Raw genomic sequence first — 24,316 nt, 5'->3', positions numbered from 1 at the left:
GGAGCTAATGCATCGTTCCGCCGGCTTCGCGCACGACAATACGCGCTCCGTCCACTTGGACGATAACCACCTGCTTGCCCACGGCGATAAACTCGCCGGAGGTGACGACGTCGATTCGCTCGTCGCCGATATAAATCGTTCCGGCCGGACGCAGCGGCGTGATCGACGTTCCCGACTTGCCTACCAAATCGGTGCGAATAGGCACTGAATTATAACCTTTTTCCGACCTGAGCTCCTCCTTCAAAATAAATCGGTTCCAAACGCCGCGGTCCTTGAAGATCCAGATAAAAATCCCCACGACGATGACGGCGAGCACGAACGCGACGCTCAAGTGCAGCGCGGCCTGCTTCGTATTGTAAGCGGCCATGACGACGCTGCTGAACAAACACGCAATGCCGATCAGCCCCAAAATCCCGAAGCTCGAAACGAAAATTTCGATAACCAGCAGCACAACGCCGATAATAAAGAGCGCTATGTCCTCCACCCCCGCGAACCCGACGATATAATGCCCGAAGAAATACAAACCGAAACCAAGAAGACCGATAATGCCGGGCAAACCGAAGCCGGGAACGAACAGTTCGATGGCGATGCCGGCAATGCCCAGAAACAATAGCAGCATCGATACCCACGGCTGCGTCAGAAAGCGCGAAAATTTCTCGGCAAGCGACGGTTCGATGTTGAGCACCGGATGATCGGCAGCTTTAATGAAACCGATAACCTCCTGCATATTCGATGCCGTCGCTTCCGCGTACCCTACCTTTACCGCCTCCTCTGCGGTCAGCGACACCAGTTGGCCCTTCGGCACGGTCCGATTAATCGCCTTCATGTCGACACCGACGTTTTTATCCACCATCGCTTCGGCGATTTGCGGATCGCGCCCCCGAAGCTCCGCCGCGGAGCGCATCTGGCTTGCCCAATGAGCGATAACTTTGACGCTCTCCACTTCATTGCCGCCTGCATCCACAACGGCCGCCGCCCCGATCGTGCTGCCCGGCTCCATCACAATCTGATTGGCGTTCAGCGCAATGTAGCTTCCGGCCGAGACCGCTCGCCCGTGATCATAAGCGACCGTGGGCACCTTGCTCCCTTTAATCAGCTCGCCGATTTCCTCCGCCGAGTCGACTCTGCCTCCGAGCGTGTCGATATCGAGTATGATGCATACCGCGCTCGAATCCTCGGCTTCGCGTATCGCCCGCTCCAGAAACTTCTGAAGCCCCGTCTCGATCGTCTGATGGACGGGAATGACGGCTACCGGAGCGGAAACGGGAGGGGCCGGCGGAGCTTGATTGTCTGCGAAAGCCGTTGCATACGGGAGCAGCATAAGCAGACCTAACAGCAGCAGAAAGCAAGACCTTAGCGCCAGCTTTCCGGGTTTGGCTTTGGACATCCGTCTGAGACCTCCTTCAACCATTTTCCAAATCCATAACATACTTACGTAAAGCATAACGGATTCGATTCATTCTTGCAAAAATTTCCTCCGAGAACGCTGCGAAGCCTATAGAAAAAGACACCCCCGAAACGGGAGTGTCCTTACCTTACTAGCTATGATAATAGTTGTTGAACGGCTTGATTGACAAGTTTGCCATCAGCCCGTCCTTTCACCTTAGGCATTAACGCACCCATGACTTTTCCCATATCCGCTTTGGAAGAAGCACCCACTTCTTGGATGGTCTGCTGTACAATGGCTTTTACTTCTTCCTCAGATAACTGTTGCGGCAAGTACTCCATCAGAATTTCAATCTCTGCCTTAACGGTTTTGGCCAAGTCATCACGTCCGGCCTTTTCAAATTCTTGGAGGGAATCTTTGCGCTGTTTGATCTCGCGACTCAGAACATCAAGTACTTCCTGGTCATCTAAGGTTTTACGCTGATCTATCTCAATATTCTTGATAGCTGCACGAACCATACGGATTACGGTGAGTTTAAACTTGTCCTGGCTCTTCATCGCAAGCTTCATATCTTCGTTTAGTTTCTCGCTTAAGCTCATCGATTAAGCCTCCTAGAACTTTCTCTTACGAGCAGCCTCTGACTTCTTCTTACGTTTTACGCTTGGCTTCTCATAATGCTTGCGTTTTTTAACCTCCGCTAGTACGCCATCTTTTGCGATGGAGCGCTTAAAGCGACGAAGTGCAGCATCTATAGTTTCATTTTTGCGAACTCGAGTTTCTGACACCAGTTTTCCCTCCCTCCGAACAGACCGTCCAAGACGAAAAAAAGCAGTTCATCAAACCTCATTATAGGGTATACACAAACTAGGTGTCAACCTAGGGAAAAAGATTCTTTACTTCCCAACGAGCGAACCCAGTTTTTCACCCGCAAGCAGGTGATAATGAATATGATAAACTACTTGTCCCCCGTCCTTGCCGCAGTTGTTGATGAGCCGATATCCGCTATCCGCTACACCTTCCTGTCTGGCAATATGTTGGGCGGCGCGATGAATTTCACCGATCAAGCCCCAGTCGCCGGGCTCAACGTCGTTCATGGTTGCTATGTGTTTCTTCGGAATGATCAAAATATGTACGGGAGCGGCCGGCTGAATATCGTGAAACGCCAGTACGTGCTCATTTTCATACACCTTTTTGGAAGGAATCGATCCCTCAACAATTTTACAAAAAATACAATCCATGACGGGTTTGTCCTCCCAGCTACCTAAACTTTGACGGCTTCTTTTTTACTTATAATACTATACCTAATTTTGAGAAAAAAAGAAACTCCGCGCGAAAGAAAAATACGAAGTTTCTTTTCTCGTTTTGAATTCAGACAAGATTCGACTTCAAGCGATCCGTATCCGACTTTTTTCTGCGCTCATAACGCAGCACTTGGAAAATAATAAACGCCGCGACGACAAGCTGCGGAACGAACGTCTCCCAAGTCGGGTACACGCCGAGCCAGCCCCAGGACGGAATGAATCCCGGAACATGCGAGGAGAGCTTGCCCGCAACCTGGAGCGAATGGACGCTTTCGCCGAGAAACTTGATCACCAGATAATAGATCAGCGCCGTAGCTCCGAGGAAGAACACCCGGATCGGCAGCCGGATGCTGCCTTTGACGATGACAAACCCGATCACCGCCAGCAAGAGCAGCGCGGCGCCGATCCCCGCAGCCAGCTGCCCGCCTTCGATGGCAGGAGCCATGCCGATATAAAAGATCGTCGTCTCCGCCCCTTCCCGCAAAATGGCCAGGCAGGCCACGACAAACAGCGACCATAAATTGCCGGTCATCAGCGCGACGCCGACCTGCTTCTCGATATATTTGTTCCATGCGCTGATCTGCGATTTTTTGTGCAGCCAGGCGCCCACCGTCAGCATCAGCACGACGGAGACAAGCCCCGTTACGCCTTCCAGCATTTCGCGTGTGCTGCCCGCGGCTACGTTGGCGATCATATAGTTGAGCAGAAGCGCGAGAGCGCCGCTAAGCAGAAGTCCCGTAAGCGCGCCGAACCAGACCCAGCCCTGCTTGGCGGCGTTGCCCGTGCGATGCAAGAAAGCGACGAGAGCGGCAAGCACGAGCAGTGCTTCCATGCCTTCCCGCAGCAAAATCAGCCCGGCGTCCCAGGCGGTATAGCTCGTTTGCGAAGCGAAAGGCTCAAGCTCCGTCTGCATCGAATTGACGATTGCGGCCGCTTCCTCCGTACGAGGCGGGGTCGAGAGCAGCCGGCTCAAGGCCTCCGTCATTTCGTTCTCTACGTTCGTATACACGTCCGGAGCGCGGGTACTGACCGCTCCTTCGACGGACGGCCACAAGGCGATGAAGCTCTGCAGCTGCTGAACCGCTTCGGCCGTATGGCCCGAGCTTAAGCTGCCGTCCGCTTGGCGCAGAAGCGCCAGCGCGTCTCCGATCGTCTGCCCGCCGGCAGCGGAAGCCTGCTCCTGCAAGGTTCCGTTCGCATAATCCTCTATCGTCTTGATCAGCGTCGTAACGCCGTCGGCCGCCGAATCGGCTTTCGGCGGATCGGCCTGCACGGAGACTCGGGCCATCGCCGAGAGCGTCTCGATCTGTCCGTAGACTTGCGTATTATCCGCACGGATCGCGTTTTCTTTCCTTCCCCATTCCTTGACAAACTGCTTGAACGCGGTTTGCGCCTTGCTCCAATTGTTCTGCCGGATCGCATCCAGACATTGCTGAAGAACAGGCAGCAGCGACCGGGCGGCCTGCTTGCCGTCCTCCTTCTCCGCACCCTGTTCCTGCTCCGACACATAACTGCCCGCCGCCTTAGCCAGCCTGGAGACCGCCTGGTAGGCTTCATCCGGCTGCTGCTGCGCATTGCCGAGCGCCTTCTTCGCTTCGGCGGCCGCCGCGCTCACCTGATCGGCAAGCGCCGACGATGGAGCCTTCAGCAGGCTCCATTGGGCTTCGAATTGCTCCAGCTCTTTGGACGCTTCGTCCCAATGACGGTCGCCGGCTTCCACCAAAGCCCCTCCCACGATTGGCAGCAGCTTCTCCAGCTCGGAATTTTCGGCCGCGGCCCGGACTGACGGAGCGAGCAGGGCAAGAAGCAGCAGTATGACGCCGACCGCCGCGACGAAGCGCGGCCGTTGTGTTTTACTTATCATGGCGCTTCCACCCTTTGTCGCACATAGTTTTCTCTCTCACAGTATCTCACAGTAATCCTTCTCCCAGATAGCCGCCCTGCCGCACTCCGGGAAAACAGGCGAATGCCGCGCTTCCCATATGAAAAATATATTCGTTCAAGGCGTCGTTTTTAGCTAAGCGCTGCTGAATAGGAATGAACTGCTTGCGCGGATCGCGATTATAGCAAATAAAAAACAAGCCTGCATCCAGCTGGCCGGTTTGCAGATCGATGCCGTTCGAATAAGAATAAGAGCGGCGCAATATTTTCTCCTGCCCTTCGCCGTGCGCCAGACGAATATGGGCGTTGGCCGGAATAAGAGGGCTGCCGTCGGGTCCCTGCGCATCGAGCCTCATCGGGTCGAACTCGTTCTGTTCCCCCAAAGGCGCTCCGCTCTTTCTGTACCGCCCGAAGGTCGATTCCTGATCCTTCAGCGTCGAGCGGTCCCATACTTCAATACGCATCCGAATGCGCCGGACCGCCATATAAGTTCCATTCCGCATCCAATCCGGCCCGTCGGACGGCTGCACCCAGATAAGATCGTTCATGAGCTTGGCGTCATTCGTATCCGGATTGCCGGTGCCGTCCTTGAAGCCGAGCAGGTTGCGCGGCGTCTCGCCGCTGTTGGAGGCGGTCGCCGTCCGCTGGAACCCTTCCTGCGTCCATTTGAGCACCGCCGTGCCGCGGGCGATCCGAGCCAAATTGCGCACAGCGTGAAAGGCCACCTGCATATCGTCGGCGCATACTTGCACTCCGATATCTCCGCCGCACCATTCCGGGCGCAGCTTCTCGCCCGCAAACCGCGGGAAATCGACGAACGCTTCCGGCCGCTTAGCGGACAGCCCGAATCGCTCGTCGAATAAAGTAGGTCCCGCTCCGAACGTAATCGTCAATTGGTTCGGATTCAGCCCTGCCGCTTCCCCCGTATCCTCCGGAGGAAGATTCGGTTTGTCGTTGTCCGGGCCGACCATCCGGCCTTCGGCCATATTGGCGGATGCTTCGGTCCAAACGCGAAAAAGCTTCGATACTTCCTCGACGCGTGTCGTCGTTAGATCAAAAGCGGCGAAGCAGATAAAATTTTGCGGCGGCGTCAATATGCCCGCCTGATTCGTTCCGTAGAACGGGATGCTTACATTGCTCAGATCGGCCGGAACTGCGGCGCTCTTCGCGGTTTTGCCGGTTACGGCCAGCATGCCTCCGACTCCGGCGGAGCCGAGCAGAAGGCCTAGGCCTCCCGCTCCCGCAAGCTTGAGTATATCTCGTCTGCTAATGGCGCGTCCGGCCCCGGAATCGCCCGTATTCGTCTCGTCGTTCCCGCCTTGTTTCATTCGAATATCGTCGGCCATCGTTTACGCCCCCAGCAATTTACCCATATTGGACAAAGGTTCGGCCAAAGCATCGATTTGTTGGCTTAATTTTTTCGTTTGTTCGGGTTTAAGCTCCGTATAGAGCACGTAGCCGCTGCCTTTTTTGTATGGAGCCAGCCCGTCATTCAGTTCTTTGAAGCGGGTTTCGATCGTTTGCGTCAAAGCGGGGTCTTTCTTCTGAAGCTCCGGCTTCAAAATATCGAAGATTTTGGCGGCGCCTTCGACGTTAGCTGCAAAGTCGTACAAATCGGTATGCGAATACCGCTCTTCCTCGCCGGTGACTTTGGAGGAGGAAACCTCGTTGAGCAGTTCTACCGCTCCGGTAACGAGCATATTGACGTCGATGTCCACCGTCTCCACTTTGGCGCGCAGCAGCTTGCTGTTGGCCAGCAGCTCGTCGGCGATCGCTTCCTGCCCCTTCGTCGTCTTATCCTGCCAGAGCGATTTCTCGAGCCGGTGGAAGCCTTTCAAATCCTTCGGATCGATATCGTCTTCGCGCCCGTCGATATCCGGGTCGAGATCGCCCAGCGCTTCGGCAATCGGTTCGATCCGTTCGTAATACATCCGTGCCGGAGCGTACAGCTCCTGGCTTTTATTAAGATCTCCCGCCTTTACCGCGGCGACGAAATCGCCGGTTTGCTTAACGAATAAATCGCATTGCTCGATGACGAACTTACGATAATCTTCCGTCGCCTTTTTGAACGAATCGTCCGAAGCGGCTGCAGCCGGCTTCGCCGCATCTTCCTTCACGGCCGGCGACGGCGACGGGGCGGTCGCCGATTGAACGTTGGCCTTGTTATCGCCGCAGCCTGAAAAAATAAGGGAAGAGCCGAGCACTAGCGCAGAAACAAAATAGCGGGTTTTCATAAATACATTTGCATCTCCTTCGGATATTTAACTAGTAATGATAATTATTCTCAAGATAAATTAGCATAATTGAGAATTATTTTCAATCGTTTTTTTCACACACATAATGCAAAGGCTTTCCTGCGCAAAATACATAATCCGGCAGTACGGGCAACGATCTCAGGCTTATCGCAGCAAGAACGGTAAAGCCCGAAAAAAGAAACGGTTTTCCAATGCGGCTTCGGCGCCGAATTTAAACCGACTGCACTTCTAGACTGTCAGTCTAATATTATGTATAATAGGAGCCGAAACGAGTTGTGAGGTGAGTCGGGATGAGCCGATTAATGCGGGCCGCAACGAGAAAAAAACGGGAGTTCATGATCGAGGTCGCTCTGCGGTTGTTTATTGAGCGCGGATATGAACAAGTGTCCGTTGACGACATCATCGCCGCTACGAATACGTCAAAAGGTACCTTTTACCATTATTTCGCAGGAAAAGACGAAATATTACGGGAAATTTTCCGCAAGCAAATGGGCACGATCAACGATTGGGCGGTCAGAACCCCGTCTCAGGTTCAATCCTTGGAGGGACATGTCAACAAGCTGTTTTTAGACCTGACGTCCAATATTGAGTCATACCCGCGGCTGGTACGCAGTTTGATCGCTCTTTCCATGCAGAACGAGGCGGTGAAAAGCATTGAGGAAGAACAATACCGGCTATTGTTCGACCGGCTGCTTCGCTGGCTTCCCGATGCGAATAAGGTCAATCTGCTCATCGCCGCTTATAGAGGAACACTATGGATGTGGTGCTCGCAAGAGCAGACAGATTTGCACGGAATGATGCGCAGCAACCTGGCATGGGTTTGGTCAGGTCTACGTTCGGAACAACAGGAACTATCCATCTCGGTAGAAACGGGGCAAGCCGCAGTTCATCCATTATGGCTTGCGCACAGCGCTAAGGAGGAAAAGAAAATGAAAGTCGCAATTATTGGAGGCGGATTGGCCGGTTTGACGGCAGCCGCTTATTTGTCGGAGCAGTACGGCGTGGAAGGAATTTTGTTTGAACGAAGCCCGCAGTTGGGCGGCCGGGCTTTTACGTACGAAAAAGCCGGGTTTACGCTGAATTACGGAGCCCATGCCATCTACGGCATCGACCGCCACGAAATATCGGCGATGGAGCGCGAGCTCGGGTTATCGTTCAGCTCCAAACAGGTGGATAAACGCAAGGTCATGTATGCCAAACACGATCAATTGACCCCGGCTCCGCTCGATTTCGTCAATCTGATGAAAACCGAGCTGCTCACCTCAAGACAAAAAGTCCGCTTCGTCGGCGAGATCGCCGCGATTATCGCCCATATTCATAATGTGAAAAATTACGAAACGCTCGGCGATTACTTGGCTCAATCCGACGCGGACGAAGACGTGAAAGAGCTGTGGGAGCATCTGGTCTGCTCCAACTTCTTCATCACTCCGGAGGAAGCGCGCAAAGTGCCGGGTCCGGTCATCAGCGAATATTATCATAATCTGTTTCTCTCCAACCGTCCGGTAAACTATATCCTCGGCAGTTGGGCCGTCATTACAAACCAGCTTCGTCAAAAAATCGAAATTTCCGGACGCTGGGAGCTTGCTCTGCAGGAAGGCGTGGAAGCGATTCGCTACGAGGACCGGAAGTTTTATTTGAAAACGAAAACCCGCGAAGAAGGCTTTGACCGCGTTATTTTTGCCATGCCGGTGCAGCAAATTTGCAAGCTGATGAAGGGGACTCCTTGGGAGCCGTTCCTCGCTCCGTTCGAAGGAAGCACACCGACGGAGGTCATGGTCTACGATATCGGTTTGAAGCGGGTCGTGACCCGTCCGTTCTCTTACATTAGCGATATGGATAACAAACTGTTTATCAGCGACGTGTCCGCGACGGATCATACGCTCGTTCCCGACGGAGGGCAGCTGCTGCAAGGCATCGCCTACCTCAGCGACCGGTTTGCCGACGAGGAGGAGCGCAAAGCGTATTTGGACAGCAAAACGAAGCAAATGGAAGCTTTGTTCGATCACTACTATCCCGGCTGGCGCGACGAAACGGCTGTAAAAAGGGTATCGAAAAAAGCGATGGTCTCCAGCGTCAAAAATATCGCTACTAACCAGCTGCTGCCTACGCGTCTGGATCATGTTCCGTTTTTCTTCTGCGGCGACGGCTGTGAAGGAAAGGGCGAGCTGGCGGAAAGGGCGTTCTCCAGTGCACGCCAAGCGGCGAAAGCGATTATCGAGGAATTGAAAGTGCCTGCTAGAGTGTAAATCCGAAGAAGTTCATAATATAAGCGACAGCGGCTTGAAGCCACTCATGAATATGCCGCAACAAGCCTGCGGCCGCTTGAACAAGCCAACCCGATTCTGACGAATCGGGTTGTTTATCGTGGTGAGATGCGGACGGCGGGGCCGCGGAGGAAATCGGGGCGCTGCCGCTGCTTGTAGCGGCAGCCTTGCCGCCGGAGCTTTGGATCGTAACGGTTCGGGTCGTACCGTCCCACTGTACGGCGCCCCCGAACGCTTCGCCTACAAAGCGGGCCGGAGCCATCGTGAAACCGTCAATCAGCTGAGCCGGCACCTCCAGTTCTACGGGCTGGCCGTTTCGGATTGCCTGACGGTCTCCGATTTTGATGGAAACGGTCGTCTCCCCTTTGCGCCCCGTGGCGGTCTGCGTGGCCGCATCCCAGGTGACGGAAGCTCCCATCGCTTCGAAGATGGCCCGCAGCGGCGTCAAGGTGCTGCCGTCGCGGACAACCGGAGGCCGCTCATAAGATTGCAGCTTCCCGTTCAGCATGACGGACACCTGCGACGAGAACGGCAGCGACTTGGACGCCGCCTTCTCCCCGCTGCGGTTGTAAACCGTCAGCTCCAGTCTGGAGCCTTCGGGCACTTGCCCGGCATTTATATCGATGCCGAACGGAGGTTCCGTCTGCGAAGCGATCTGCTGCCCGTTGACGGCATAATCGATGCGTCCGATGTAAATATCCGGTATTTTTACCCATGGCGTAATCCGTGTTTTTCCCTGAAACGTATTGCCGCCTGTGCCAAGCTGAACATGGCCGACGCCGTCCGCCGGCTTAGCCCCCTGCTCGACCTTCGTCAAATAAAACGGCGCGGAGATCATCTTGCTGTACAGCTGCTTCATGGCCTCGTTGGCGCCAAGCAAATAATTGTTCCGCGATTCCCGGTCCTTCAAATCGACGTTAAAATAGGTAATCGACTTGAGGCGCGGATACTTGAGCGGCATAATCTCATACAGACGGTGCAAATTGAGCAGTCCGTAGTCGGTGAACGATTCGCCGGGAATATACGCATAATGCGATACGGCCGTTTCGCTGATCATCAGCGGCTTGCGGTCGGAGTACGTCTTGTACAGGTAGTCCAGCCGTTCGATTGGACTTGTGGCCTGCATGTTCGCCTGCTGCGGATCGCCGTTCTCATACGGCTCGGTGTACATGCTCACGCCGACCCAGTCTACATAATCGTCGCCCGGATAATAGACGTCCATGGAATAAGCCGGCACATCGCCCGGGCTCCATACCATGGCGACATTAGGCGCTTCCGCGGCCATCACGTCGTGAACGAGCCGGAATTTCTCGATGTATTTCTGCGGATCTCCGTGCCATACGACCCAATCTCCGTTCATTTCGCTCGCGTACCGGAGAAAGATCGGAATTCCGGAAGCCTTGGCCGCTTTCGCCCACTGCCGTAAGTAGTCGTTATCCTGCACCGAGTCGAGGCCCGCGCTCGGCTCCCAAGCGATCTGCAGCGCAGCGCCCGCTTCCTTCGCCCTGGCCGCATACTGTGCCGGAAACGGCTTGCCGACCTGCGAATAGGCCAAATATAAGGCATGCTTCTTGCCGTAGATCGATTCCGATTTGGTGAAATGGTTTTGCATCTGCGGGTCCTGCTCGGAATACATGCCGATATACATCCCGTATTCAGGCTCGAATTTGGCCAGCTTGCCGTCAGCCGGAGCGCCCTGGCGCTTCAAAGCTTCCTCATCCGCCGTCGTCATATAAACGTCCAGGACGGTGCGTATTTGTTCGGCCCGCTGCAAATCGACGGCGCCCCAATCTTTGCCGAACAGCCGCCAATATTTATCCTCCAGTTCATAATAATGAACGGCTTGCCCGTAATCGCGAACGCTGTCGAAATATTCGTCCAGCTTGCCGCAAAATAAAGCCGCGCTCTGCCAGTCTTCGATCGAAGCGTAATGCTCGACCAGAAACTCCCAATGAGGCACGGCCTCCGCGGGGTTGCCGCGCTGAACCGCGGCGTCGGCGGCCTGCCACCGGTCCCAAATGGGATCAGCCTGTGCGGTCCCTGCTCCGAGCCATAAACCGGCGGCCACGGCGGCTGCGGTCAAAGCCTTCAAGCCGCGGGCCGCAAACCGATGAAATCGAGTAATCATCATGCTGTCTCCTCTCTTGCCTGCGGAAGGAGCAGGCATTGCCGGCTTGCGCCGTCCTTCCTTGTTTCGCCTTATGCGCGCCTTCTCCTGCGCAGCGGTTTATGGGCGGAAAAGCCGCAAGAGAGGCGGAATGCCGCTGCAGGCCGAACATGCGGCAGGCGCAGCAAGCATCCGTCTAACAGGCGGCAGAGCGCTTCTACGCGGCACAAGGCCTAGGCGGACTCATCCGCATCGTCTACTCTACAGCGTCTCCAGGAACACGCTGCTGCCCTTGCCGCCGGGCTCCGCCGGCTGTACGACCAAACGTCGCGGCAGCCGGGCGCGCAGCTCCGGAACGTGGCTGATGACTCCGACGGTCAGCTTGTCCATATGCAGCTTCTCCAGCGCAACGATCACCGTCTCGAGCAAATCCTGGTCCAGCGTGCCGAAGCCTTCGTCCAGGAAGAAAAATTCGAGCGGATACTGCCCTTTGAGCTGAATTTGCGCCGACAAGGCCAATGCCAGCGATAACGACGTAAGGAAGGTTTCTCCCCCGGAAAGAGTAGAAACCGGTCTTCTGACGCCGCCGTTGGCATCGTCGCGGATAATAAATCCTCCCGATGAGTCCACCTCTATCGCATATTTTTGGCGTGTCAGCTGCCCGAGCCGCTCGGAAGCGGCCCGGCTTACCTGCATCAGCTGCTCTTCCGCCAAAAACTCGACGAAGGCGTTGCCCCGCAGCACCGATTGCAGCTTGCCGAGCAGCTCAAGCTCGCTTTGTCTCGCCGCCCGCTTGCTCTCCAGCTCGTTCCAGCGCTCATGCTTCGCCTTCAGCGACTCGAGATCGCGTTCCGCCTTCGCCCTCGCCTGCAGAGAGGCTTCGTCCTGCCGTTTGCGCCCGGCCAGCTCCTCTTCAAGGAGGTTCCACTGCTCGTCCGTAATGCTCCGGCCGCCCAGCTCCTCCGTCAGCTGGCGCCGCCGCGCCTCCAGCTGATGCTCCTGCTTGCCGTAATCCTCGACTTCCGAGGCCCATTTCCGCTTCACCTCGTCGTCCAGCAGCGCGGACTGCACCTGCTCCACGGACGCAAAGCCGTGCGCTTCGGCTTGACGGCTCCACTCTTCTTCGGCATATGCGGCCTGCTCGGTCGCAGTCTGAACCGCCTGAGCCGCAGCCGCATAGACTTGCCCCGTCCGCTGCCCGGAAGCCTGCGCCTCTTCAAAACTGCGCTTCGTTTGGTCATGCGCCGCGCGCAGCCGCTCCAGTTGTCCCGCAGCAGCGGCCAGCTGCTGCCCGACATCTTCGCCGCCGGCCCATTCGCGCAGTTTCGCCGATTTTTCATCGACCTGCTGGGTCATATTTTTCAGTTCCGTCCGCAGCTGCACCGCCTGCCGGTCGAAGCCGCTTAACTGCTCCTGAATTTGTCCGATCAGAGTCAGCTTCTCATCGATAAAGCCGACGCTCTTCTCCAGCCTTTGCCGTACATCCTCCGCTTTGGCCAGCTGCAGCTTGAGCTGACCGGCCGCCGTCTCTACCTCGGCGTAAGCGATGCCGGCAAACTTGCGGTTCCACTGCTCCGTCAGCTCGGAGACCGTTTCCTGGAGGCTCGCCGTTTTGTGCTGTACCCCCGCCAGTAATGTATGTAAAGCTTGCTGCCGCGACTGCTGCTCGCCTGCGCTGCGATCGATGTCCGCCCGCAGCCGAAGCAGCTCCTGCAGCTTCCGCTGCATGCTTTGATAATCCGTATTCATCGCCCTGATGCGGCTCTGAGCCCGATCGATCGCAGAGGCAACATGCTCTTCGGATACTTCGGATGCTTCGGAAGCCTCAAACGACCGGAGCTCAAGCACGTCCGCGCCGCTCGCAGCCTCCGTCTCCGCTTCCGGCGCCTCATCCCAAGAGAGAATCGCGGCGGCTGCCTCTGCCAGCCATTCGCGGGATTGCAGCTGCGAAGCAAGCGGCTTCCACTGCTGCACGATGCCGCTCAAGCCCAGCAGCAGCTGGCTTACCGATAGCTGTCGCTGCCTTGCTTCGGCCTGCAGCCGCTCCAGCTCGGCCACAGATGCAGCCGATGCTTCCCCCGCTGCCGCTTCATGCAGCGCCAACGTCCCGGGATGATGCTCCGAACCGCACACGGGGCACGGATCGCCAGGTACAAGCTGCGCCGTCAGAGCGGCGGCCATCGCCTGCAGCTCCGCCTCGCGCCCCTTCGCTTTGCGCTCGGCCAGCAGCAGCGGAATCGCGTTCTCCGCGCGCCTCAGCTGCTGCTCCTGTTCCTTGGCCGCTGCGTACGCGGCGGACACTTCCTGCAGCCATTCGGCGAGCTGCATCCCCCATTGCCGCTCCCGCTCGCCTGCGGCGCCCTGCTCTTCGCGCAGCTGCGCAAGCTCGCGCTCGTGCTTCGCCAGCTCCGCCCGCTGCTCGTCCAGCTGGCGTCGCCACTGCTCCAGAGCGCGCTTCTCCTGGAGCGCTTCGGCAAGCCGCTCCCGCTCCGCGTCGGGCACTTCCGCCTGCTTCAGCTCGGCCTTCAGCTCCGCCTGACGCTTCACGGCCTTATCGCGCAGCTCCTGCTCGCGCTTCAGCTGCTCCTGCGCCGCGGCGAGCGAAGCCGCCGCCTGGGCCTCCCGCGCGCTCAGCGCGCCAAGCGCCTCGCGCTGCCGCGCCAGCTCGGCAGCCAGCGCCTGCGCCTGCTGCAGCTTGTCGAGGCGCAGCAGCAGCGGCGCCTCCTGCGCGGCCAGCGCCTCGCGGGCGGCGGCGTGTGCGGCTTCCGCCACGGCGAGCGCCTCCTGCGCGCGGCGCTGCGCCGCTTCCGCGGCCGCGGCGGCCTCGCGCTCGCGCGCGAGCCGCGCCAGAGTCAGCTCGCGCTGACGCGCGTACGGCTGCGCGAGCTCGGCCTGCGCGGCGCGGGCGAGCTGCGCCTGCAGCGCCTGCATCTGCGGCGCGCGGGCGGCGTGCTCGGCGCACCTCGCCTGCGCCGCGGCGAGCGCCAGCTGCAGCTCGCGCACTTGGCGCTGCTCGGCTGCGCGAGCCTCGCAGGCGGCCAGCTGCGCACGCGCTTCCTGCGCGGCCGCCGCCGCAGCCTCCAGCGCGGCGGCGGCGGCGTCCAGCGCCTGCTGCGAGGCGTCGCCGAGCCCGAGCTGCTCGGCCTGCAGCTCCTTGATCGCGATGTCCGTTTCCTTGAAACGGACGGACGTCTTGGCGCTCAGCTGGTCGCCGTACGGCTCCAGATGGAACAAGCGCTGCAGCATCTGCCTCCGCTCGCTGCCCTTCAGCGCGAGAAATTCCGCGAACTTTCCTTGCGGAAGAACGACCGCCCTCGTAAAATCCTGCATCGACAAGCCCAATATGTCCTGAATCCGCTGATTGACCTCGCCCGCTTTATCGGCCAGCACAACCGTCTCCTCGTCCTGATAGCGGATGAGCCGGCTTACCGTGCTGTTCACCGATACGTCCCCGCTCCGCTTGAACTGGCGATCCACACGGAACCGCTGCGTTTTCGGGGCGTGACCCAGCTCGAACGTAAACGAAACCGACAGCGTCTGCTCCGCATGATTCATAATGCCCTGCGTCCCCCCTGCCGCCCGCTCCACCTTGCCGAACAGCGCCAAGGTCATCGCATCGAGAATCGTCGATTTGCCGCTGCCCGTCGGCCCGAAGATGCCGAACACCCCCGCGTCGCACAAGGCGGTAAAATCGATCTCCTGCGGTTCGCGATAGCTTTGCAGCCCCGCCATTTGCATATGTATAGGTCTCATGTCCCCTTGTTCCTCCTCTCCAAACCGCTTTGCTTCCGGGCAACAGGCCGGGAACGGCCGCCCGCTATTGTCCGTGCGGCTCTTCTATGCCGCCAAGACGTTTGCCCGGCCGCGATTGCGGTTCATCCGTTTTTGCTCCCGAACCGCTGCGCGGCACTCATAGGATGCCATCCGGGTCGGTTATTGCGCCTCCTCCGCTTGCGGCACCTCCAAAAGCTCAAGAAACAGCCGGACAAGCTCCTCCTCCGGCTCCGCTCCTCCGGTCTGCCGCGCATAATAGCGGCGGAACAGCTCGTCCATCGGCATGCTGCGGATCGAGACGGCGGAAGCCGCGGCGGCCTCCATCTCCGGATAAATCGGCCGAATGTTAACGATCCCCTCATGCGCTTTGCGCAAGGCGTGGATTTGTTCCATCGACATCGCTTCCGTCATATGAATTTCCAAATCGATCCACGCCTGCGCGTCGCGTCCTTCCGCGAGCCAGCCGTGCACCTCGGAGAGGCCCTGCGCCGCCTTCCACCTCACGAGCGGCCTGCCGCTGGACAAATACAGCTCCTCCATAGACGGAAGGCCTCCCGGCTCCACGTCGAATACGGTAACGGATTTGGCTTGGCCCGCTTCCGAAAAGCTGTAAGCGAGCGGCGAGCCGCTGTAGCGCATAAGCGAAGGAGCCTTTATATTTTGCGGCCGGTGCAAATGGCCGAGCGCGACGTACTGAGCTCCGACGTCGAGCGCCGCCGTGTCGACCGTGTAAGCTCCGCCCACTTGAATCGGCCGCTCGGACTCGCTTTCGGCGCCGCCTAGCACATAAATATGACTCATCAGCAGATTGACCGTATCGGGTCGGAAATGCTTCGCCTGCTGCGAAGCGATATACTTGACGCGGTCGGAGTAGGCCGCCCGCAGCATCTCTTCCTGCGCATCGTCGGACAAAAGCTCTTTCAGCCGCGATTCCGAAGGATACGGCAGCGAGAACAGGCAAGCCAGTTCCCCCGTCCGTTCGATTTGTATCCGTTCGATCCGGTCCTCCGGAAGCCCGGCCAGACGAACGCCCAGCTTTTGCGCCAAAGGAGCGGCGGCAGCCAGACGATCGGGATGATCGTGATTGCCCGCGATGACGGCGACGGGCCTGCTGCCGTTATCCGCCAGCCTCGCCAGCGCGTCGTAGAACAACTGCTCGGCCGCTGCCGGAGGATTGACCGAATCGTATACGTCCCCCGCAAGCAGCACCAGATCGATCCGCTGGTCCTTCGCCAAATGGGCCAGCTCGTCCACGAACGCCTCCTGCTCGGCCAACCGGCTCCGGCCTTCCAGCGTCCTGCCGAAATGCCAATCCGCCGTATGTAAAACCCGCATAACCTCTCTCCTTTCTAACGTACGTTTACATTTCCAGCAAATGCGGTCCGTCGAATAAAAAGATATACGCTCCTGTGACCGGCTTCTTCCATATTCTCTCAATTGCTTGCCCGTATAAGTCCAGCTGCAGCCGATAGCGTTCGCGCACGGCTTGAAGAGCGGCTTCCCCGCCGCCTTTCAGATGGTCGGTTTTGTAATCCAGCAGCACCAATCCGTCCTGCTCCTCGAACACGCAGTCGATAACCCCCTGCAGCAAAATCGTCTCTCCTGCCGTCGCCTGATCCGCTCCGGCATAAATCTCGCCGGCCGGAAGCCCGTAGCTGAACGGCACCTCGCGATGGACCGAAGGCGATTTCAGCATTCGTTGTCCTAACGGGCTTCGGAAAAAGGAGACGACGACATCCGGGTCCACCGCCTCCCGCTGCGCTTCCGTCAATAATTGTTTACGCAGCATCTCGGCTAAGGTCTCACGAATTTGATTGGCCGTCGGCTCCTCGTCCAACCGGATATATTGCATAACCGAATGGAATACCGTGCCCCGCTCGGCGGCGGTCAGCTTGCTCTTCTCCATAAACCGCGGTCTGCGGACAATGGCCGGCCGGTACTCCTGCGGCGTTTCCTTCTGCAGCCCCGCGAGCATCGGCGCTTCCGGTTCGCCCGACATCATCTCAAGCAGCTTATGATGCTCGGACAGCCGCTTCAGCTCCGTCACCGATGTTTTGGACAGCAGCGACGACGCCTTTTCATGGGAATAAGCCCATGAGAGCTTGGACCAGACCTGAGCTTCAAACCGGTCCGCTTCTCCTTCGGGACCGTCCTCTACAGGCTCCAATCGAAGCACCGCCTGCCTGCGTTCCTCCGATACCTCCTGAACGGCCGCAGCCTCGGCGAGCCCCGCATACGATTCAGGACGCAGGAAGTGAACGAGCCACTGAGAACGATCCTCCGTCAGCCACGCCGGACAGCGATACGTTACTCCGGCTCTTTCCCTCAGCCTTTCACCGTCGGGATGCCGCATCAAAGCCGGGCCGATCCAGTCGAGATAACTTTTCGCCTTGACGGTCAGATCATCGGGCAGCAGCATTCCGTCATGCTCCAGCACCCTGGCCCAGCTGTGCAGCAGCTTGTCCGTTCCTTTGACCGTAGCCAGCAAATAGAGCTTTTCCCTGGCCCGGGTCAAGGCGACATACAGCACCCGCATCTCCTCCGCCAGCATCTCCATCTTCATCTTTCGGCGTATAGCCAGCCAAGGCAGCGTCGGATAGCTGATCCGCGTCTGCGCATCCATATATTTAGGGCCGAAGCCAAGGTCTTTGTGCACCATAAAGGGATCGCTCAAATCGCGCTGGTTAAAGCGCTTGGCGGCCCCGGCTACGAAAACGACCGGAAATTCCAGCCCCTTGCTCTTATGGATCGACATGATGCGCACGACATCCTCCTGCTCGCCGAGTGCGCGGGCGGTTCCTAAATCTCCGCCGCTATCCTTCATCCGCTCAACGAAGCGAAGAAAACGGAACAGCCCCCGGAAAGAGGTCGCTTCATACTGGCGGGCCCGGTCGTATAGCGCGCGCAGATTCGCCTGCCGCTGCGCGCCGCCGGGGAGCCCTCCGACGAAATCGTAATAGCCCGTTTGGCGGTATATGTTCCAAATCAGCTCTGACAGCGGTCCCTGCTTCGCCGCCTCCCGCCATCCTCGCAGCCGGTTTGCGAACCGCACCAGCTTGGCTCTGGCATCCGCCTGAACGGCATCGTCCGGACGGCTCGCCGTCCGGTATGCATTTCCTGCGCTCTCGCTCGCCGCAGCCGTTTCCATCCAGGCTACCTGCAGACCGGAATTGTTCTCGCCGGCTTCCTCCTCCGGGATCGCGGACAACAGAGAATTCCCTTCGGACAGATCCGCAGCCGATGACGACGCTTCGGGGTCCTTTATAAAAGCTCGTACGGCGTCATAGAAGGAGCCGTACTTGCCCTCGATTCGGATGCGCGCCAGCTGCTCCGTATCCAACTGGACGATTGGCGAACGAAGCACGGCCGCAAGCGGAATATCCTGATACGGATTGTCGATCACTTTCAGCAGCGACAGCACCGCCTCAACCTCCGTCGCCGAGAAATACCCCGTACTCAGCTCTGCATACGCGGGTATTCCCTGCAGGCGCAGCTCCTCAATCAGCACCGGCGACCATTGCTGGGTAGCCCTCAGCAAAATCACCATATCGCGGAACGTAATGTCCCGTCTGCCGCCCGTCGACTTGTCGAACACTTGAAATGCCGGACCGCCGCCGGTTCCGAGCAATTGATGAATTTGCGCCGCTATCGCGCGCGCCTCCAGCTGGACGGTCTCCAATTCCTTCGCTTCGCTCGCCGGGTCCAAGCCTTCAGAAGCTTCCCCGTTCTCATCCGCCTGCTCCGCCGTTGGCGCATAACCGCCGTCGCGGTCTCCGGCATCGGCGCCTTCGGCTTCAGAGCGATCGATAATGATAAACTCGGCGGCTTCCGGACCGTTGGACAAGCCGGGCCATTCGGGATAATACGACGCCCCGTATTTCAGTTCGGCGCGCTCGTCATAGGCGATTTCGCCGACGGTCTCGCCCATCAGCTGCTTGAAAATATAGTTGACTCCGTGAACGACCGACAGCCGGCTGCGGAAGTTTTGCGCCAGATCGATGCGCTGTCCGGGATCGGTTCCGTCTTTTTGATAATGCTTATATTTCTCCAGAAACAAGCCGGGCTCGGCCAGACGAAACCGGTAAATGCTCTGTTTCACATCCCCGACCATAAACCGGTTCCCCGGCCCTGTTCTCGAGATTAAAGCAACGATCGCTTCCTGTACCCGGTTCGTGTCCTGGTACTCGTCAAGAAGCACCTCGGCGAAATGCTCCCGGTAATGTAGCGCCGCCTGGGAGGGCTTCAGCTCTCCTGCCGCTTCTCCGTCCTCGGCCAAAATATCCAGGCAATAATGCTCCAAATCGCCGAAATCGACGAGCCCTTTGGCCTTCTTCGCCTCCTGATAACGCCGCCCGAACTCGATGACCAGCTCGACCAGCGCCTTCATGAGCGGAGCCAGAACGGATAATTCCTCGTCATACTGCTCGGGCGTGCGCTGAAACAGTTCTTCGCCCAGCTCCGTCAGCTGTTCTTTCGCCTGATTTCGCAGCTCTTTCACTTGTTCCTGCAGCGCCTTATCGTACCCGTCGCCTCTGCACGGCTTCAGCTTGCCGAAGGAAGTTCCCTGAAACGAGTCGTACAGATGCTCCCAAGAGTAGCCCGCCACATCCTGTAAATACCGGACCGCCTCGAGATCCTCGCGGAGATTGACCATATAAGGCTCCGGACCCCCGGGCTGCTCCGCCAGCCGCATCGCCTCGCGCAGCGTCGAAGCCACCCCTTCCAGCTCCAGCTTTACCGAGGCCAGCAGACTAGGCAGCCACGGATTCGGCTTGCCGCCGGCCCGCACGAACAGCTCCGCCATCTCCCTCAGCCACTCTGCGGGTCTCGGATGGCTGCGCGATTCGTCATACAATCGCTGTACGAGCCTGTAAACAGCGTCGTCGCTCTTCTCTCCGCCAAACCATTCCACCAAACGCCAAAAATCTCCGCCCTCTTCAGCCAAGCCGTACTGCTCCTCGAACAGCTCCTCGATGAGATCCTGCCGCATCAGCTCGCTTTCCGTTTCGTTCGCAATGCGAAAGCCGGGGTCCAGCGCGATTTTCTGATAGTGGGTATGAATGACTTCCAAGCAGAAGGAATGCAGCGTAGTAATCGAAGCCCTGCCGATCAAAGCAAGCTGTCTGCGCAGATGATCCGAGCCCGGATTACGCTCCAGCGCTTTTTCCAGCGCCTCGCTGATGCGATGCCGCATCTCGGCCGCAGCCGCATTGGTGAACGTAGCCACAAGCAGCCTGTCCACATCCACCGGTTCCCGCTCGTCGGAGATGCGGCGTATGATCCGCTCGACGAGCACGGCGGTCTTCCCCGAGCCTGCGGCCGCAGCCACCAGCATATCATGGCCGTGAATCGCGATGGCATCCCATTGATCGTCCGTCCAGACGGCCCCTTCCGGTTTAGGTATCCTGTTCATCATCCGGCTCGCCTCCCGTCATATCCAGATTTTCGAACCATTCCAATTGCTCCATATCCAGCGTCTTCTCCCCGCTTGCTTCCGCCGCAGCGGCTTTCGCTTTTTTGGCGCCCGCTCGGGCCGGCCGGAACGGCACGATACGCGGAGCAGGCTCCGCCTCCACCCGTTCTTTCATCATCTCCATAGCGCGCTCCTTGCCCATAGGCTGCAGCACCCTATAGCCGTTCGCTTCGAATTGCGTATCGAATTGACATACAGGCTTAAACGAGCAGTGGGCGCAAGCCGTCTCGGCGCCCATCCGGTACGGCTGTATCGCGACGTCTCCGCCCGTCATCGCCTCTCCGATACCTTTCATCGTTTGCCGTACATAATCCCGCAGCAGCTTCCACTCGGCATCGTCGGCGACCGACGAAGATTTATAGAAGCTGCCGTCGTTTTTGAGCGCCACCGGAATAAGCTGCGAATGGCCGCTCGCTCCGCTTAACGTGCTGTCCATCATTCGCGCCGTTTCCGCATCCGCCCGGACAAGCCCTCTCGTCTTGAATTTTTTGCGCAGCTCATCGTCCGCTTTCTCCGCCGAAATCCGGTTTTTCGTCTGCAGCAGCGGATTATGTACATGGAAATACAGCACTCCCGCGGGCTTCGCTTCCGTACCCAGCCACGTCTTGGCATGAGTCATAATGACGTCGAGATAAGTCAGCATCTGCAGCGATAAGCCGTAGTACACCTCGGCCAATTGAAGCGCCGTCGGACTCGATTTGTAATCGATGACTCGCAGCAGCGTTCCCTGATCGGTGTCAGCCCGATCGACCCGGTCTATCCGTCCGCGCACATCCATCCGAATGCCGTTCTCCAGCTCATAAGATAACGGAGGAATCGGCTGTCCCGCCCCGAACCCGATCTCCAGCCCGATCGGCTCGAACTGCCCGAATTTGGCGTGCTGGCCCAGCATGAGCGCCGTACGACCGATCACCTGCTTCAGCTTGCGCGCAATATAATGATAACGGCGGGAGCTGAGCAGAATTTCGCTCTGCAGCCTCGGGGCGAGCGTGTCGACGACGCTGCCCGCCGTGACCAGACAATCTTCGGCCGTCAGCTTGCCCCATTCGTTCCCGTCCTTGGTCACCTGCTCGGCGAACAAGCTCAGCGCCGCATGGAACAGTTGCCCGATATCGGGCGCCTCCAGCCGGAATATTCGGCGTTCCTGCAGACGAAGCCCGTGAGAAGCGAACTGCGAGAACGGACAGGCTACATAGCGCTCCATCCGCGACACGCTCGTCAACACATGATCCCCGTACAGCAGCTTGCTTGTCAGCGGGCGCAGCCCCTTCGCTTCGTTCGTATACAGAAGCGCCTGCAGCATAAGCCGCAATCGGGCGCTCCAGCCCGGCTGCCGGACGAACCAGTTGTAAACCGACCACCATACCGGCGACATCGGCTCGCCTTTCATCCATTGCTTCAGCTGCACTATCAGGTAGGACATCGCCTTGTGCGGATGCGACACATAATCGAGCTGCTCCGTCATCGTCATGGATGAAGCCGGCTCGGCCATAACGAGCCGCTCCTTGACCGACGGGAACATTCGCTTCATATGCCGGATGACATCGGAAGCCAGCAGCGACTTTCCTTCCTCGTCGGCCAGCGGATAACTGAGCCACAGGCAGTGCGAAGGCGTGCAGAAAGCGCAATAGATGAGAAACTGCTCGTCAAGCAGCTTCCTGCGGCTTCCTTCCGCCATCGGCAATCCGAGCGCGGTCAAGTTCTCCCGCTCCGGTTCGCTCAGCACGCTGTCTTCTTTCATTTTGGCCGGGATGACGCCCTCGTTGACGCCGAGCACAAATACATGCTTCATACGGCCCGTTCTCGTCCGGTCCATGCTTCCGACCAATACCTGATCCAGAGACGGCGGCACCAGCCCCAGCTTAATGCTCTCCATCCCGGTTTCGAGCAAGCCTGCGAACGTTTCCGCCGACGCCGTCTCGTCTCCCAGAAGCTCGACCAGCTGATCCAGCATGTCGATGATGCGGTCCCATACCTGCGAATGCTCGCGCGCTTTCTCCGGCTTGCCTTCGCGCACGGCCTTCTGGCTCCAGCTCTCCAGCCGTTCAGGTACCTGCAGCTCCGTCAGGAGACCGTACAACGCTTTAACCTTCTCGGCTATCGTCTTCGCCCGCTTCATCCGTTCCTGAAACGCGTGGAGCGGATCGGCGATTCTTTTCCGGCAGGCGTTCATTTTACGCAGGAAGGCCGCTTCCGAATCGGTTCCCGCCCCCTCGGGCTGCTCCAGGCTCGAGCGCATAGAATACGTCCACGGCTTCCCGTCGAACCATTTCGCCCCGCGAATGCCGAAGGCGAGAACATAGTTTTCCAGCTGATCCATCGCATGACGGTCCGGCGCATTCTCCTCCGCCTTCTCATCATGCTGCAGCGGGAGAAAAAAATCCGTCTTCACACAGCGGAATACGGCGTCGTATTTCCAATAATGCAGGATGACTTCCATCGACGAGCGGATAAGTTCAACCAGCGGATGATGCATCATCGTCCTCTTATTGTCAAAGAAGTGGGGGATGCCGTAGTCCGTGAACGTCTCTGCAATCAGCTCGCCGTATGCCTCGACGTTGCGCACCGTGACCGTCATGTCCCGAAAGCGCAACCCTTCCTCGCGGACGAGACGGATCATCTCGCGGGCCGCTCCCTCTACCTCCGCCCTCCGGTTGACGGCCGCCGTCAGGCGTACGCCATCGATTGCGGAAGCCGCATTCGCCCCCGTCATCCCCGGATAAGGCCGTTTGACCCGCTGCTCGAAGGCGCCTTCCATATAGGCCAGCATCGGGCTTGCCGCAAATCGCGCCGGCGGAGAGCTCCCGAGAATCAGCGTCTCGCGGATCGGCACATGCAGCGCCTCCAGCCGTTCCAGCAGTTGAAGCATCGTTCTCGCCGTAGGATGAAACAAATCCAGCTCATGCGGCTTTTCCCCAAGCCGGTACTCCCGGTCGAGACAAAGCGTCAAGGCGACTTCCCGGCAGCTGGAGGCGAGCTGCTCAATGACGGCAAACTCCTGCGGCGTGAAGCCGTGGAAGCCGTCGATCCAGCATTCGGCCCCGCGGATATACTCGGACTGCGGAAGCTGCGCGGCGAGCAGCGTCAAATAATCCTCTCCGTCCAAATAAGCTTTGGACAGCTCCTGCTCGAATTCCCCGTAAATCAGCCGTAAATCATGGAGCTTGTCCAGCATCGATGCGGGCTGTTCCTTCACGGCCGAGCTGTCCATAAACGCCGACAAGCCGTCCGTCGTGATGCAATACCGCTTAAACTCCTTGAACAAATCGCTTACCTTTTCAATGAACCCCATCTGCTCCGCCGTCGCGGAGAACAGCTTCAGGCTGTCGCGATGTTTATGTAAAATTTTATAAATGAGCAGCTTTTTCCCCGTATCGTCGATCGGCAGCCGCGCCGTGCCTCCCACTTCCTGCATGACCCGCCACGCCAGCCTGCGGAAGCTGAGCACTTGAGCGCGCAGCGTTCCTCCGAGCTCCGGAGCGGATGCCAACGCATACTCCGCTTGAAAGGTAGCCTGCTCCGGCACCAGCAAAATGAGCGGCCGCCCGCTCGGCGACTCGATTAGCCTGTCTTTGACGCTGCGCAAACAGTATTCGCTTTTTCCGCTGCCGGCTCTTCCCAGCACAAACCGGATTGCCATGCCTGCAACCTCCTTATGTATGCCGATTTCATATATAAAAACTCGAGTGCTCGCGATTAGGAGCACGTATTCGCCATTTCCCTAACTCTACTATTCTATCAAAAAAAGTCTTTTAAAGGGAAAGGGATGTTTTGGTTTAGTATAGCATAACCGGCCGAGCTAAAACATACGTTCCCTTTTTTTGCAAAAAAAATCGCCCGGACGGCTCCGGACGATCTTGCTTGTTTTAAACCA

13 protein-coding genes are annotated in these 24,316 nt (G+C 58.1%); 1 reads left to right on the top strand and 12 read right to left on the bottom strand.

Annotation, left to right across the window (positions count from 1 at the left end; all coding sequences use genetic code 11):
• Positions 1-4: 4 nt before the first annotated feature.
• The 7 genes from SK3146_RS31430 to efeO form a co-directional block, all read right to left on the bottom strand.
• Complete coding sequence (locus SK3146_RS31430) at positions 5-1,387, bottom strand: NfeD family protein (RefSeq protein ID WP_249862489.1); 1,383 nt, start codon at positions 1,385-1,387, stop codon at positions 5-7.
• A gap of 155 nt (positions 1,388-1,542) precedes the next feature.
• Positions 1,543-1,986 carry a GatB/YqeY domain-containing protein gene (locus SK3146_RS31425; protein ID WP_249862488.1) on the bottom strand — a complete coding sequence of 148 codons (444 nt, stop codon included), beginning with the start codon at positions 1,984-1,986 and terminating at the stop codon, positions 1,543-1,545.
• A 12-nt stretch (positions 1,987-1,998) separates the two neighbouring features.
• Positions 1,999-2,172 (bottom strand): 30S ribosomal protein S21, encoded by a 174-nt coding sequence (gene rpsU, locus SK3146_RS31420; protein ID WP_010491812.1) that lies wholly within the window; start codon positions 2,170-2,172, stop codon positions 1,999-2,001.
• 108 nt (positions 2,173-2,280) lie between these two features.
• Positions 2,281-2,625, bottom strand: a complete 345-nt coding sequence (locus tag SK3146_RS31415) for a histidine triad nucleotide-binding protein (protein WP_249862487.1) — start codon at positions 2,623-2,625, stop codon at positions 2,281-2,283.
• A 130-nt stretch (positions 2,626-2,755) separates the two neighbouring features.
• On the bottom strand, positions 2,756-4,552 hold the full coding sequence (locus SK3146_RS31410) for an FTR1 family iron permease (RefSeq protein ID WP_249862486.1): 1,797 nt from the start codon (positions 4,550-4,552) through the stop codon (positions 2,756-2,758).
• Positions 4,553-4,598: 46 nt separating this feature from the next.
• On the bottom strand, positions 4,599-5,897 hold the full coding sequence (gene efeB / locus SK3146_RS31405) for an iron uptake transporter deferrochelatase/peroxidase subunit (RefSeq protein WP_249866500.1): 1,299 nt from the start codon (positions 5,895-5,897) through the stop codon (positions 4,599-4,601).
• Between the two features lie 21 nt (positions 5,898-5,918).
• A complete protein-coding gene (gene efeO, locus SK3146_RS31400; RefSeq protein ID WP_249862485.1) occupies positions 5,919-6,803 on the bottom strand; it encodes an iron uptake system protein EfeO in 885 nt (294 codons plus the stop codon).
• A gap of 311 nt (positions 6,804-7,114) precedes the next feature.
• Here efeO and SK3146_RS31395 point away from each other — a divergent pair, with 311 nt between their 5' ends.
• On the top strand, positions 7,115-9,070 hold the full coding sequence (locus SK3146_RS31395) for an FAD-dependent oxidoreductase (protein ID WP_249862484.1): 1,956 nt from the start codon (positions 7,115-7,117) through the stop codon (positions 9,068-9,070).
• Here SK3146_RS31395 and SK3146_RS31390 read toward each other — a convergent pair.
• The 5 genes from SK3146_RS31390 to addB all read right to left on the bottom strand — a co-directional run bounded on the left by SK3146_RS31390 (position 9,060) and on the right by addB (position 24,082).
• Positions 9,060-11,219, bottom strand: coding sequence for a stalk domain-containing protein (locus SK3146_RS31390; RefSeq protein WP_249862483.1), 2,160 nt, complete (start codon positions 11,217-11,219; stop codon positions 9,060-9,062). The two genes, SK3146_RS31395 and SK3146_RS31390, sit on opposite strands and share 11 nt — an antisense overlap.
• 237 nt (positions 11,220-11,456) lie before the next feature.
• Complete coding sequence (locus tag SK3146_RS31385; protein WP_249862482.1) at positions 11,457-14,948, bottom strand: AAA family ATPase; 3,492 nt, start codon at positions 14,946-14,948, stop codon at positions 11,457-11,459.
• 180 nt (positions 14,949-15,128) lie between these two features.
• On the bottom strand, positions 15,129-16,304 hold the full coding sequence (locus SK3146_RS31380) for an exonuclease SbcCD subunit D (RefSeq protein WP_249862481.1): 1,176 nt from the start codon (positions 16,302-16,304) through the stop codon (positions 15,129-15,131).
• A gap of 25 nt (positions 16,305-16,329) precedes the next feature.
• Entirely contained in the window at positions 16,330-20,385 is a 4,056-nt protein-coding gene (addA, locus tag SK3146_RS31375; RefSeq protein ID WP_249862480.1) for a helicase-exonuclease AddAB subunit AddA, read from the bottom strand.
• Positions 20,366-24,082 (bottom strand): helicase-exonuclease AddAB subunit AddB, encoded by a 3,717-nt coding sequence (addB, locus tag SK3146_RS31370; protein ID WP_249862479.1) that lies wholly within the window; start codon positions 24,080-24,082, stop codon positions 20,366-20,368. Before addB ends, addA begins: the two co-directional genes overlap by 20 nt.
• Positions 24,083-24,316: the final 234 nt, after the last annotated feature.

The organism is Paenibacillus konkukensis, assembly GCF_023523925.1.
GTDB classification, from domain to species: Bacteria; Bacillota; Bacilli; order Paenibacillales; family NBRC-103111; genus Paenibacillus_S; species Paenibacillus_S doosanensis.
The sequence above is the reverse complement of the archived record's forward strand: the minus strand, read 5'-3'. Positions and strand labels throughout refer to the sequence as shown.

Coding starts and splice junctions, on each gene's coding strand:
- SK3146_RS31390 (WP_249862483.1), bottom strand. CDS start 11,219: ATGATGATTACTCGATTTCATCGGTTTGCGGCCCGCGGCTTGAAGGCT.
- SK3146_RS31430 (WP_249862489.1), bottom strand. CDS start 1,387: ATGTCCAAAGCCAAACCCGGAAAGCTGGCGCTAAGGTCTTGCTTTCTG.
- SK3146_RS31380 (WP_249862481.1), bottom strand. CDS start 16,304: ATGCGGGTTTTACATACGGCGGATTGGCATTTCGGCAGGACGCTGGAA.
- SK3146_RS31385 (WP_249862482.1), bottom strand. CDS start 14,948: ATGAGACCTATACATATGCAAATGGCGGGGCTGCAAAGCTATCGCGAA.
- SK3146_RS31415 (WP_249862487.1), bottom strand. CDS start 2,625: ATGGATTGTATTTTTTGTAAAATTGTTGAGGGATCGATTCCTTCCAAA.
- addA (WP_249862480.1), bottom strand. CDS start 20,385: ATGATGAACAGGATACCTAAACCGGAAGGGGCCGTCTGGACGGACGAT.
- SK3146_RS31425 (WP_249862488.1), bottom strand. CDS start 1,986: ATGAGCTTAAGCGAGAAACTAAACGAAGATATGAAGCTTGCGATGAAG.
- efeO (WP_249862485.1), bottom strand. CDS start 6,803: ATGAAAACCCGCTATTTTGTTTCTGCGCTAGTGCTCGGCTCTTCCCTT.
- SK3146_RS31410 (WP_249862486.1), bottom strand. CDS start 4,552: ATGATAAGTAAAACACAACGGCCGCGCTTCGTCGCGGCGGTCGGCGTC.
- SK3146_RS31395 (WP_249862484.1), top strand. CDS start 7,115: ATGAGCCGATTAATGCGGGCCGCAACGAGAAAAAAACGGGAGTTCATG.
- efeB (WP_249866500.1), bottom strand. CDS start 5,897: ATGAAACAAGGCGGGAACGACGAGACGAATACGGGCGATTCCGGGGCC.
- addB (WP_249862479.1), bottom strand. CDS start 24,082: ATGGCAATCCGGTTTGTGCTGGGAAGAGCCGGCAGCGGAAAAAGCGAA.